This is a genomic window from Ruegeria sp. AN11, assembly GCF_056536005.1.
The window spans coordinates 2,811,782-2,824,770 of the sequence record NZ_JBQFJD010000001.1 but is presented as its reverse complement, the minus strand read 5'-3'; the positions used below and the strand labels follow the sequence as shown (position 1 = coordinate 2,824,770).

Below are 12,989 nucleotides of genomic sequence, written 5' to 3'. Positions count from 1 at the left end.
AACCATAGTCGCCGCAGGGGAGCCTGGCATGTCCTATCAGCCGCCCGTACAGGATTTGATGTTTTGCATCGAACACTTGTCCCACTGGGAAAAGGTGTCCCGGGTGGAAGTGTATTCGGAATACGACCTGACGGATATTGGTGCCGCTCTCGAGGGATATGCCCGGTTCTGCAGCGAACAGATCGCGCCATTGTCACATATCGGGGACACGCTGGGCGCGCAGTTCGACAGTGGCCGCGTGACGATGCCCGAAGGTGATGCGCAAGCTTACGCGCAGTTCGTCGAAATGGGGTGGCAGGCGCTGACCCATCCGGTGGAATATGGCGGGATGGGATTGCCGCGTGCCGTCGGCGCGGCTGCCGTTGAAATGCTGAATGCCGCTGATATGAGCTTTGGTCTTTGCCCGCTGCTGACCGACGGTGCGATTGAGGCGTTGCTGCTGACCGGTTCGGACGAACAGAAAGCCACGTATCTGGAGCCGCTGATCGCAGGGCGCTGGTCCGGCACGATGAACCTGACCGAACCGCAGGCAGGCAGTGATCTGGGCCGCGTGGCGACCAGGGCGGCGCAGCGTGGGGATGGCAGCTACGGCGTCTCTGGCACCAAGATCTTCATCACATATGGCGCGCACGATCTGACTGAGAACATCATTCATCTGGTGCTGGCCCGCACACCTGACGCGCCTGCCGGGCCGAAGGGGCTGAGCCTGTTCATCGTTCCGCAAAAACTGGTGGGGCCGGATGGCACGCCAAGCGTCGAGAACACGGTCAATTGCGTAAGCATCGAACACAAACTGGGCGTTCGGGCCAGCCCGACGGCGGTTCTGGAATACAAAGACGCCACCGGTTTCCTGATCGGCGAGGAAAACCGCGGACTGGAATATATGTTCATCATGATGAACGCCGCTCGGTTTTCTGTTGGGGTTCAGGGCATCGCGACCTCTGAACGGGCTTACCAACGCGCTCTGGCTTATGCGCGCGACCGGGTGCAGAGCCGTCCCGTGAATGGTCAGGCCAAAGACGCGGTCGCCATCATCGAACACCCGGACGTACGCCGTATGCTCATGCGGATGCGCGGCCTGACCGAAGGTGGCCGGGCTATGGCGGCCGCAACGGCAGGCCTGCTGGACATCGCGCATCTTCAGGACGATCCGGCAATCGCTGCGCTGGCCGAATTCATGGTCCCGCTGGTCAAAGGCTTCTGCTCGGAACGCGCGGTCGAGGTCGCCTCGCTTGGCGTGCAAATCCACGGCGGCATGGGCTTTATCGAAGAAACAGGAGCCGCGCAGCACTACCGCGACGCCCGCATTCTGCCGATTTACGAAGGCACCACAGCCATTCAGGCCAACGATCTTCTGGGCCGCAAGGTGATGCGCGACGGAGGAGAAACCGCCCGCCGGTTCGCCGCCCGAATAGCCGAGACTGAAGCGCAACTGGCAAAAGGAGATGCCAGCGCGCAGGCAATTGGCGCAAGTCTTGCTCAGGCGCGCGGCGCATTTGAGGCCGCGCTGGATTGGTTGCTGGAAAACAGCCGAAAGGACATCGACGCGGCCTTTGCAGGCTCTGTCCCGTTCCTTATGCTGGCCGGGACACTGGCGGCGGGGTGGAAACTGGCAAAAGGTGCCGTGGCTGCGCAAAGCGCGCTGGACGCCGGGCAGGATACACAATTCATGACCCAGAAAATCGCCACAGCCCTGTTCTTTGCTCAGCACATTCTGCCTGAATGTGCCACCGAACACGCCCGCATCCTGCATGGCTCGCGCAGTCTGCTTGACGCGGTTTTCCCCGAATAACGCTTGGATAGGATCTGACCCATGAATGACGTCGTGAACCCCGACACATATGAGAACCTTGCGATTTCCGAGCGTGAGAACGGTCTGTACGTCGTGACCCTGAACCGTCCCTCTAAGCGCAACGCACTGGATGTGGCCACGATCGAGGAACTGATCCGCTTTTTCAGCGGCGCGCGTATGGCCGGTGTCAGAGCTGTGGTTCTGGCCGGCGAAGGAAACCACTTCTGCGCGGGCCTTGATCTGGTCGAGCATTGGAAGGCCGACCGCAGCCCGGATGACTTCATGCATGTCTGTCTGCGCTGGCATGAAGCGTTCAACAAGATGGAATATGGTGGTGTGCCGATCATCGCCGCGCTGAAGGGCGCGGTAGTGGGCGGAGGACTGGAACTGGCCAGCGCGGCGCATATCCGTGTGATCGACCCCGGCACCTATTTTGCCTTGCCTGAAGGCCAGCGCGGGATTTTTACTGGGGGCGGAGCAACCATCAGGGTTTCGGATATGATCGGCAAATACCGCATGATCGACATGATCCTGACCGGCCGTGTCTATCAGGGGCAAGAGGCCGTCGATCTGGGGTTGGCGCAATACATAACCGAAGAAGGCGGCAGCATGGCCAAGGCGATGGAGCTGGCGGGACAAATTGCGCAGAACCTGCCTTTGACCAATTTTGCAATCTGCTCGGCAATCAGCCACCTGAACAACATGTCCGGCATGGACGCGGCGTATGCAGAAGCTGTGGTGGGCGGAGTGGTCAATACCCAGCCCGCCGCCCGCGAACGGCTGGAAGCCTTCGCCAACAAGACCGCCGCTCGGGTGCGGCCTAACAGCTGATAAAGGCGGTACCGGGATGCGTCACCATTTCGAAGCTCTTCAGAAGACACGGGCCAACCATGTGCCTCTGTCGCCGTTGTCTTTTCTGCACCGCGCCGAAAACCTGCATGGAGCCCGCACGGCGGTAATCTATGGCGACATCCGGCGAAGTTGGGCTGAGACCACCACCCGCGTTCGCGCGGTGGCCGGTGGGTTGGCGGCACTTGGTGTGCAGAAAGGTGATACGGTTTCGGTGCTCAGCCCGAACATCCCAGAGTTGTTCGAGTTGCACTTTGCCGTACCGCTGACAGGCGGAGTGCTCAACACTCTGAATACACGGTTGGAGCCGGAAACCATCGCCTACATCCTGGATCACGCGGACACGAAACTGGCGATCGTGGACCGGGAGCTTGTGCCGCTTCTGTCCCAAGCGTTTGATCTGCTTGGTCGGACCTTGCCGGTGGTCGAGATCGTCGATCCCGCTGCAGCAGGCCAAAGCCTTGGTGGCCAGACCTATGAGGCGCTGACCAACGCCGCCCCTTTGCCGATGGACCTGCCCGAAGATGAGTGGGATGCGATCGCGCTGAACTACACCTCAGGCACGTCCGGGCGCCCCAAGGGCGTCGTCTATCACCACCGCGGAGCTTATCTGATGGCGCTTGGCACCGGGACAGCGTGGCAGATGCCGCCCTATCCGGTCTATCTGTCGGTGGTGCCGATGTTCCACTGCAACGGTTGGGGGCACCCCTGGTTGATGGCCATGCTTGGGGCGACGGTTGTATTCACACGCGTTCCGGCAGCAGACCGTATTCTGGATGCGATCCGCACCCATGGTGTGACCCATTTTGGTGCGGCGCCCATTGTGTTGCAGATGCTGGCCGAAGCCGAAAGCGGTGCGGCCCCCTTTGATCCCGCGATCCGCGTATTGACGGCCGGAGCGCCGCCGCCACCGTCGGTGCTGGAAAAGACGCGATCCATGGGATTTGACGTCATGCAGGTCTATGGCCTGACCGAAACCTACGGACATATTTCACAGTGTCTCTGGCAGGATGAGTGGGACGATCTTAGCCCCGCAGAACAGGCCGATTTACAGGCGCAGCAGGGCATTGCCTTTCCTATGGTCGAAGACGTCTCGGTTATCGACCGCACCAGCGGCACGCCGGTCACGCGCGATGGGTCCACGCAGGGCGAGATTGCTATCCGGGGCAACACGGTCATGGCGGGGTATTACAAGGATGCCGAGGCCACCGCCAAAGCCTTCGAAGACGGATGGTTCTGGTCTGGTGATGGTGCGGTCGTACACGAAAACGGCTATATACAGATCCGCGACCGCCTGAAGGACGTGATCATCTCGGGCGGAGAAAACATCTCATCCGTCGAGGTCGAAGCGGTGCTTTATCGTCATGACGCCGTGCAGGCTGCGGCCGTGGTAGCAATGCCGCACGAGAAATGGGGCGAAGTCCCCTGCGCGTTTGTCGAACTGCGTGAAGGCGCCAGGGCAACATCTGACGAGATCATTGCGTTCTGCCGAGATCACCTTGCCGGGTTCAAGGCCCCCAAGGCTGTTGTATTCGAAACCCTTCCCAAAACCTCCACCGGAAAGATCCAGAAGTTCCAGCTTCGGGATCGCATCAAATCAATGGACCTTTGATATGCGTCTGCTGTCCCAATCCCGCCGCCTGCGCCAGACGCCCTTTTCCGAAGGGGTCGAAGACAAGGGCGTCACCGCCTACACCGTCTATAACCGGATGCTGTTGCCCACGGTGTTTGAGAGCGTCGAGGCCGACTACCGGCACCTGAAATCTCATGTGCAAGTCTGGGATGTGTCCTGTGAGCGGCAGATCGAGCTGAACGGTCCGGATGCTGGCCGGCTGATGCGTCGGCTGACCCCCCGCAACCTGGAGAAGATGCAGGAAGACCAGTGCTATTACGTGCCGATCGTTGATGAGAACGGCGGCATGTTGAACGACCCGGTGGCGATCAAGCATAGCGATGATCGCTGGTGGATTTCCATTGCGGACAGCGACCTGCTTTTGTGGGTCAAGGGGCTGGCTGTGGGTGCGGGCATGGACGTGCAGGTGTTTGAGCCTGACGTCTCACCCCTGGCCGTTCAGGGGCCAAAGTCGGATGACCTTATGGCGCGGATCTTTGGAGACGAGGTGCGTGACATCCGCTTTTTCCGCTACAAGCGGCTGGCCTTTCAGGACACGTCCTTTGTGGTGGCGCGGTCAGGGTATTCCAAACAAGGCGGTTACGAGATCTATGTTGAAAATGGTGCCTATGGGATGCCTCTGTGGAACGCCTTGTTCGAGGCGGGCGAAGATCTGAATGTGCGCCCCGGCTGTCCGAACCTGATCGAACGGATCGAAGGCGGCCTGCTGAGCTATGGCAACGACATGACAATGGAGAACTCGCCATTGGAATGCGGATTGGGCAAATTCTGCAATCCGTCAGAGGGTAGCGACCATATCGGCAGGGACGCGCTATCGCGCGAGGCCACCGCAGGTCCGGCGCGGCAAATTCGCGCGATTTCCATCCCCGGTGATCCGGTGCCGCCGGCCCGGTCGGCCTGGCCGCTGTACAAAGACGGAAAGCGGGTTGGGCAGGTCACGTCCGCCGCCTGGTCGCCTGATTTCGAAACAAATGTCGCAATTGGCATGGTCGATGCCAGCCACTGGGACGCCGGGACGGTGCTTGAGGTTCGAACTCCAACCGGGGATCGGCGGGCCGAGGTGCAGAAGGCATTCTGGGGATAGTCACATTCCGCCCCGACTTAGGCAAGAACAGGCGGTTTCATCATTATTCTTGGGGGGAGCGCACTTTGATAGTGCGCCAAATTGCTCAAGTCGTTCCGGCGTCAGTTGATGCCGATCCCGATGTCAAAGGCAACCGGTTGTGCGCCCGCGTTCACAACTTCAATGATATGTTCGCCCGACTGCCATAGCTGACCCTGATACGGCGTCTCCGAAGGAATCAAGTCCAACAGAAAAGTGCCGTCGGGATTGAAGATCCTGTAGTCCAGAGCGCCATCATGTGATCCGACATCCACGTTCAAAAATTGCCCGTCGTTTGCCCCCAGGATGTAACGCACGGACGTGCCGGCCTGAAGTGTGGCGCTTAGGGTCGTGCCACTTGTGCCGGCATCAAACTTGACGACCTGATCCCCTGAAACTGTCGGCGCAGTGTCAGAGGCACCATTCAATGCGCCGCCTCCATCATTGGCAGTGTCAGTGTCTTCACCCACGCGTCGCAAGTCGGCGACTTCGGGTCCGGACCAAACGATGCACTCATACTCGACACCGTTGCCATCGCGAAGCCGGACCATGATGGCGGCTTCGCTGAATTCCTGGCCAAGGACCTCACCGCCCACATTGCCAAAGCGGGATATCAACTCATCGATGCAAGCGTTCGCCTCATCAGAGATGTCGGAAAACGCGGGCATTGGGAAAAATGCAAGCGCCCAAAAGAACTTCTTAAACATCACAATTCCCTTCTGTTTGGCGGACAGGTTGTCCCGACGCGTTCACGCGGCGAAGCGTGTCGCACCTGCGAGGCCGCAAAAGCGCTCGCTTCGTCTTTCCGGGGTTGGAAAGCCAAGAGCACGGTCTCATGCGGCTAGACCGAGCCTCGAAGTTGCGACAGTCACGCAAACGTTCAAAGCGCGCCTTCGTCGCTGAGCGATTCAATACCCGCCGTTGCACCATCGCTGTAAGCGATACAATTCCATGGTGCCTGATCCGGACCCACGCCAACTTTTACCAGGGTTCCGGCCTCGCTGAACTCGGACGAAAGCACAACAACTTGCGTGTTGTTGGTTGCGGCGGCCACGTCGCGCAAACAGGCTTGTTGCGCAGGAGTGACTTCGGTGGACCCGCTTGTGCCACTGGTCTCGTCACACGCAGAAAGCGCCAAAGTCGTTGCGCCCAGCAAAGTAAATATGCTGAATCTTGTCATTGAAAATTTCCTTCCGTAGCTCTGCAAAAAACCCAGGATGCGGGCTCAACAAGTGAAAAAAACTTATTCAAAACTGTCAATGCGTTGATCTTGGCTGAGCAAGGCGCGTGCGCAAAATATGCAGCTGCGCCCGCATAACAGACGGTCCGCGTACCAAAATCGTGCTCAGAATCAGCTCAAAGCAGACCCTGATTTCGTCACGAGAACCAGGTTTCAGTTTCGCCTGAACTGATCAGGTTTGCGCACGAACAAACAATGACACGTCCCCGACAGCCTGTCTTTCAGCCATCGCTGTTGTCGCGTTGATACCAGTCTGCCGAGGAAACTAGAACAGTCCGGACCCGGGATCGAGAGCTTTCGAGAAATCCCGCTCGTAGTCCGAAAATTGCGCCTGCCTTCAAGCTCGAGGCAAATTTAGATCGCCAGATACTCTTCACGAAGATTGGTGTCTTCAAGCACCTCTTTGGCGGTGCCGTCGAATACGATGGTTCCCGTATCCAGGATAATGGCCCGGTCCGCCAATTCCAAAGCACGAACTGCGTTCTGCTCGACAATGATCGTAGTCATTCCCTGCTGCTTGACGTGGATCAGCGTTTTTTCGATTTCGTCGACGATGACCGGGGCCAAACCTTCATAAGGTTCATCCAGAAGCAGGACCTTGATGTCTCTGGCCAAGGCTCTGGCGATTGACAACATTTGCTGTTCACCGCCCGACAAGGTTATTCCCTCTTGTTTCCGGCGCTCGCCCAGTCGTGGGAACAACTCGTAAAGCCGGTCCAGTGACCAGCCGATTGGCGGCGCAATCTGCGCAAGCTGCAGGTTTTCCTCGACAGTCAGGCCTGGGATGATTCTTCTGTCTTCAGGCACCAGACCAAGGCCAGCCGCCGCCGCTTGGTAACTTGTCATTTTGTGGAGCGGTTGATGGTCCAGCCAGATTTCGCCATGCCGCACTTCCGGCTCGCCCACTCTGGCAATGGAACGGAGTGTCGAAGTCTTTCCTGCACCGTTGCGCCCGAGAAGGGCAAGAATTTCGCCTTCGTGCACGTTGAAGCTGACGCCCTGCACGATATAGCTTTCTCCGTAGTAGGAGTGCATGTCCCACACCGAGAGAAATGCAGGCGCAGTGCTGGCCAAATTGGCGTTTTTTGAGAAGTCAGGTTTCTCGTTCATAGCTTTTCCTTACGCAGCTTCGCCGAGATAGGCTTCGCGGACCTTGGGGTTTCCGCGGATATTTTCCGGAGTGTCTTCAACAAGGGGCGTGCCCTGCGCCAGCACTGTGATGCGCTCGGCCAGGCTGAAAACCACGTGCATGTCGTGTTCGATGATGGCGATGGTGATGTCGCGCTCGTCCTTGATTTGCTTCAGCAGATCAATCGTGTTGTTGGTATCGGCCCGCGCCATGCCCGCCGTCGGTTCGTCCAGGAGCAACAGTCGGGGATTCTGGCTGAGGCACATGCCGATCTCCAACCGCCGTTTGTCGCCACGCGACAGTGCGGCAGCGTGCATCTCGCGCTTGTCGGCCATGTTCATCTCTTCCAGCATCGCCTCGGCCTGTTCGACTATGGCCTTTTCGTTGGCAATGGTCTCATAGGCGTGCATCCGGAACGCGCCGTCCCGCATTGCAAAGATCGGGATCAGCATGTTTTCCATCACCGTCAGTTCGCCGAAAATCTCCGGCGTCTGAAACACGCGGCTGATGCCCATCTGGTTGATCTGGAAGGGTTCAAGCCCCAGCACCGAGTTATTGTCGAACAGCACCGAACCAGTGTCCGGCATCAGTTTGCCCACCAGACAGTTCAGCAGGGTCGACTTGCCCGCCCCGTTGGGTCCGATGATTGCGTGAACCGTGTTCTCCTCGACATTGAGGTTCACATCCGTCAGCGCCTTGAGGCCACCGAAGCGTTTGCTGACATCTTTGACTCTTAGTATTGCCATGGTCCGCCCCTTACTCCGCCGGTTCCGTTTTGCCCGACGGCGCATCGTCGGTACCCGATTTCTTGCGCTTCAAGCGGTTCAGCAATCGTTGACCACCTTCAACAAGGCCACCCGGCAGGTAGATCACCACCAGCATGAACAGGATGCCCAACGTAAGGTGCCAGCCTTTGCCGATGAACGGATGGATCAGGAACACCACCGCGTCCTCCAGCCCGTCGGGAAGGAAGGCGAACCAGCTGTGCAGGACGTTGTCGTTGATCTTCGAGAAGATGTTCTCGAAATACTTGATGAATCCAGCGCCCAGAACCGGACCGATCAAGGTGCCGGTGCCGCCAAGAATGGTCATCAGAACAACCTCGCCCGAGGCGGTCCACTGCATCCGCTCGGCCCCTGCCAGCGGATCCATTGCCGCCATCAGACCACCGGCCAGGCCAGCGTACATGCCCGAGATGACAAAGGCCGCCAGGGTGTAAGGTTTGGAGTTCAGGCCGGTATAGTTCATCCGTTGCTGGTTCGATTTCACCGCGCGCAGCATCATTCCGAAAGGCGAGCGGAAAATACGGATCGAAAGATAAAACACAACCATCATGATTACTGCACACAGGTAATAGCCCGCGTTGAAGTCAAAGCTCCACGCGCCGACATCCATCGTGTAGGTCGCGCGCATCGGCAGGCCGAACAAGTGTGGCAGATCCGGCGCGTTGGCCCCCTGCAGAATTTGGGGATCGTCGGCATAGACCTGCAGACCGGTTTCCCCGTTTGTCAGGTTGAACTTGGGGTTCGACAGCACCGAATAGGCCAGCGCAAAACTCATCTGTGCAAAGGCCAGCGTCAGGATCGAGAAATAGATGCCGGACCGGCGCAAGCTGACAAAGCCGATCAGCAGCGAGAATAGCCCTGCCACCACTACGCTGAGCGCTATGGCCGGGATGATGTTGTAACTCAGCAGCTTGAACATCCACACGGCCGAATACGACCCCACGCCCAAAAAGGCCGCGTGACCGAAGGACAGGTATCCGGTCAGACCGAACAGGATGTTGAACCCGATGGCAAAGATGCCAAAGATAACAAAGCGCTGCATCAGGTCCGGATAGCCCGCGTTGAACTGCGCCATGGCGCTGCCTTCCGGGAACGGGTTCAGGATGAAGGGGGCCAGCAGGGTAAGAAGGCCGACGATGATCAGAAGGCTGGTGTCTTTCTTGTTCAGTCCCAACATCGATTATTCCTCCATCACGCCTTTGCGTCCCATCAACCCGCGCGGGCGTGTCAGCAGCACGATAATGGCAATAAGGTAGATGATGATTTGGTTGATTCCGGGGATTGTTGTGGTGGCCCAGGTCGTTGAGGCAAAGCTTTCAAGAACGCCCAGCAGGAAGCCAGCCAGCACCGCTCCGGGCAGCGAACCCATGCCGCCGACAACAACCACAACAAAGCTGAGGACCAGAAAGTCCATCCCCATGTGATAATTTGGCGGGTTGAGCGGCCCGTACATTACACCGGCCAAGCCAGCCACAGCGGCCGCGATGCCGAACATGATGGTAAAGCGGCGGTCGATATTGATACCCAGCAAGCCCACCGTCTCGCGGTCGGCCATTCCGGCGCGGACAACCATGCCAAAGGTCGTGAACTGCAGGAATGAGAAGACGGCACCGATGATGGCGACGGCAAATCCGAAGTAAACCAGGCGCCAGATCGGATAGATGATCGCGTTGGGATCGAAGCCGATCATTGTGCCAAGGTCGACAGAGCCGCTGAGTGCGTCGGGCGGCGGCGTCTGGATCGGGTTGGCGCCGAAGAAATACTTCACGATTTCCTGCAACACGATCGCCAAACCAAAGGTGACAAGGATCTGGTCCGCGTGGGGGCGCTTGTAGAAATGCTTGATCAGCCCGCGCTCCATCACATAGCCGACGAACAGCATGATCGGGATCGCGAACAGGATGGCCAGCGGAACAGACCAGTCGATGATCGTCGCGCCGAACTCGGGACCGAACCAGGCCTCGACATAGGGTGTTTCGACCTTCAGCGGGTTGCCCAGAAAGTCGGTTTGGGTTTCGTCGATGGTCACGAAGCTCAGGTTCATGAGCTTTTGCAAGGTTACGGCACAGAACGCCCCGATCATGAACAATGCCCCGTGGGCAAAGTTCACAACGCCCAGCGTTCCGAAAATAAGGGTCAGTCCCAAGGCAATCAGTGCATAGGCCGAGCCTTTGTCCAGACCGTTCAGGATTTGCAGTAGGATGGCGTCCATTGGCCCACCTCAGGCTTGGTCAGTGTGGAGTGTGGTGCGACAGGATCAGCCCTGCCGCGAATGTCTGGCCGCCGATGGGGCGGCCAGACTCAAACACAGGGGCTTACGCGCCCGGGTTGCATTCTCCGAGTGCGCCACCGGCGAACATCGGATGCTCCGGATCGTACTCGACCTGCGCACGCGGCGTGATCTCGACGATTTCCAGCGTGTCGTAAGCGTTGGTCGGGTTCTCGTTGCCGCGAACGACCAGCACGTCCTTGAAGCACTGGTGGTCTGCACCGCGATACCAGGTTGGACCGTTGCCCAGACCATCGAACTCGAAGTCTTCCAGAGCTTCAACAACACCGCACGGATTGAAAGTACCCGCACGCTCGCAGGCATCCGCATAGAGAAGAACCTGCGCATAGCAGGTCTGTGCCGAGTTGGACGGAGGTTTGCCGTACTTTTCGCCAAAGGACTTCACGAAGGCCTTGGTGCCTTCATCCTGCAGCTGCCAGTTCCAGTTCATCGAACCCAGCACGCCTTTGATGTTCTCGCCCGCACCGGCGGCCATCAGTTCCGAGTACAGCGGCACGACGATCTTGAAGTCCTTGCCGTTGGCCACCTTGTCCAGCAAGCCGAACTGGATCGCATTGGTGAGCGAGTTCACCATGTTGCCGCCGTAGTGGTTCAGGACCAGAACGTCTGCGCCCGAGTTCAGAACCGGCGTGATGTAGGACGAGAAGTCCGTTGACGCGAGTGGTGTCTTGACCGTGTTGACCGTTTCCCATCCCAAGGCTTCGGTCGATGCGACGATCGACTCTTCCTGGGTCCAGCCCCAGTTGTAGTCGGCCGTCAGGTGGTAGGCGCGGCGTTCCTTGCCCATTTCCGCTGCCAGCACGGGTGCAAGTGCTGCGCCCGACATGTATGCGTTGAAGAAATGGCGGAAACCGTTGGCTTTCTTGTCCTTGCCTGTCGTGTCGTTGGCGTGGGTCAGACCCGCCATGAAAATCACGCCTGCCTCCTGGCACAGACCCTGAACGGCAACGGCCACGCCCGAGGACGAACCACCGTTAATCATGATCGCGCCGTCTTTTTCGATCATCGACTTTGCCGATGCGCGTGCGGCGTCTGACTTGGTCTGCGTGTCGCCGGTGACGAACTCGACCTTCTTGCCCAGGATGCCGTTCCCTTTCAGTGCCTTGGACGTAAAGGTGTTCAGGCAGCCGCCATCACCCTCACCGTTCAGATGCTCGACCGCAAGCTGTTGCGCCAGCAGTTCGTCATTGCCTTCCTCGGCATAAGGCCCGGTTTGTGGGACATTGAAGCCCAAAGTGACGGATGACCCCGTCGGTTCGTTGGTAAAAGCAGCAGCCGACGAAGCCGTGAAGATCGTAGGCAGGGCCAGACCGGTACCTGCAACGGCACCAGACTTCAGCACGCCGCGGCGTGTGACAGATTTGTTGGTCATTAATTCCTCCCATTTCCCTTTCTTTCGCCGTCTGGCTCCTCTTCCAGCAGACGAAAGCGCACTTATGTGCATTTCAATAATGGAAAGCGGGTGGAAAATTTCACAATAAATAACTGGATTTGAAACAAAATTTTGTAAACAAATTTACGAATAATTGGCGATCTTGAAAAATTTCAGAAGCGCACTGTCACAGTAACTATGAACTTCAGATGTTTAGATGTGAATTCCCGCAGTGACAGCCGTCTGACGCGGACTCTTACAAATTCAGAGAGCCATTACTGAGGGAAAATGCCAATTGAACTGATGTCATCATGGCTGAATTCTGAGAGAGGTGCTGGCACACCCCCGCCGGATAATGACAAAAACTTAGGGTCAATCGAAGAAGATAGGTATCACACAGCATTCAAATTCGAGGCGGATTATATGGCTCGGATGCCGTTCAAATCGAAAGGAAAGCTGGGCACTACGAGTTCGGAGTTTGGGAAACAGGGCTTGATCAAGACCAAAGGCGTGAACTTTCGGAAGCTGGCTTTCACGACGCGGAGCGACCGGGTTTCAACTTCACCTCAGCCATCTGCGTGCAGGCCTGATTTTGAAAAAGTGGTGAGCCGAGCAGGATTCGAACCTGCGACCCACTGATTAAAAGTCTTATTATCCCATTTTCGATAGCATTATAGCCAATTCGATTGAACAGTATATTCTCTTAAATAACAAAAGTTTTAACGTGCATAGGTTTCTATAAGACCCTTCCCAATTCTCCGCACTTTGCTTACCTTGTGCTTACCCAAGCCGTTCGA

The 12,989-nt window shown here is 57.7% G+C and carries 11 protein-coding genes; 4 read left to right on the top strand and 7 right to left on the bottom strand.

What is annotated here, in order from left to right:
- The first annotated feature begins 28 nt into the window (after positions 1–28).
- From ACR3EQ_RS13920 to ACR3EQ_RS13905, 4 genes are read left to right on the top strand one after another with little or no spacing between them, the layout of a single operon-like run.
- A complete protein-coding gene (locus ACR3EQ_RS13920) occupies positions 29–1,792 on the top strand; it encodes an acyl-CoA dehydrogenase family protein (protein ID WP_480490956.1) in 1,764 nt (587 codons plus the stop codon).
- Between the two features lie 21 nt (positions 1,793–1,813).
- On the top strand, positions 1,814–2,623 hold the full coding sequence (gene dmdD / locus ACR3EQ_RS13915; RefSeq protein ID WP_170612592.1) for a methylthioacryloyl-CoA hydratase: 810 nt from the start codon (positions 1,814–1,816) through the stop codon (positions 2,621–2,623).
- Between the two features lie 16 nt (positions 2,624–2,639).
- Positions 2,640–4,253: an AMP-binding protein gene (locus ACR3EQ_RS13910; protein WP_170612590.1), complete on the top strand. Its 1,614-nt coding sequence runs from the start codon at positions 2,640–2,642 to the stop codon at positions 4,251–4,253.
- 1 nt (position 4,254) lies between these two features.
- On the top strand, positions 4,255–5,358 hold the full coding sequence (locus ACR3EQ_RS13905; RefSeq protein ID WP_170612588.1) for a dimethylsulfoniopropionate demethylase: 1,104 nt from the start codon (positions 4,255–4,257) through the stop codon (positions 5,356–5,358).
- A gap of 101 nt (positions 5,359–5,459) precedes the next feature.
- On the opposite strand, the gene ACR3EQ_RS13900 is transcribed toward ACR3EQ_RS13905, so the two are convergent.
- The 7 genes from ACR3EQ_RS13900 to ACR3EQ_RS13870 all read right to left on the bottom strand — a co-directional run bounded on the left by ACR3EQ_RS13900 (position 5,460) and on the right by ACR3EQ_RS13870 (position 12,192).
- Positions 5,460–6,083 (bottom strand): hypothetical protein, encoded by a 624-nt coding sequence (locus ACR3EQ_RS13900; protein ID WP_170612586.1) that lies wholly within the window; start codon positions 6,081–6,083, stop codon positions 5,460–5,462.
- A 173-nt stretch (positions 6,084–6,256) separates the two neighbouring features.
- On the bottom strand, positions 6,257–6,556 hold the full coding sequence (locus ACR3EQ_RS13895; RefSeq protein WP_170612584.1) for a hypothetical protein: 300 nt from the start codon (positions 6,554–6,556) through the stop codon (positions 6,257–6,259).
- Positions 6,557–6,970: 414 nt separating this feature from the next.
- Positions 6,971–7,726, bottom strand: coding sequence for a branched-chain amino acid ABC transporter ATP-binding protein (locus ACR3EQ_RS13890; RefSeq protein WP_170612582.1), 756 nt, complete (start codon positions 7,724–7,726; stop codon positions 6,971–6,973).
- A 9-nt stretch (positions 7,727–7,735) separates the two neighbouring features.
- Entirely contained in the window at positions 7,736–8,491 is a 756-nt protein-coding gene (locus ACR3EQ_RS13885; RefSeq protein WP_170612580.1) for an ABC transporter ATP-binding protein, read from the bottom strand.
- 10 nt (positions 8,492–8,501) lie between these two features.
- Entirely contained in the window at positions 8,502–9,707 is a 1,206-nt protein-coding gene (locus ACR3EQ_RS13880; RefSeq protein WP_170612578.1) for a branched-chain amino acid ABC transporter permease, read from the bottom strand.
- A 3-nt stretch (positions 9,708–9,710) separates the two neighbouring features.
- Positions 9,711–10,742: a branched-chain amino acid ABC transporter permease gene (locus tag ACR3EQ_RS13875; protein ID WP_170612576.1), complete on the bottom strand. Its 1,032-nt coding sequence runs from the start codon at positions 10,740–10,742 to the stop codon at positions 9,711–9,713.
- 103 nt (positions 10,743–10,845) lie between these two features.
- Complete coding sequence (locus ACR3EQ_RS13870; RefSeq protein WP_170612573.1) at positions 10,846–12,192, bottom strand: substrate-binding protein; 1,347 nt, start codon at positions 12,190–12,192, stop codon at positions 10,846–10,848.
- Between the last annotated feature and the right edge of the window lie 797 nt (positions 12,193–12,989).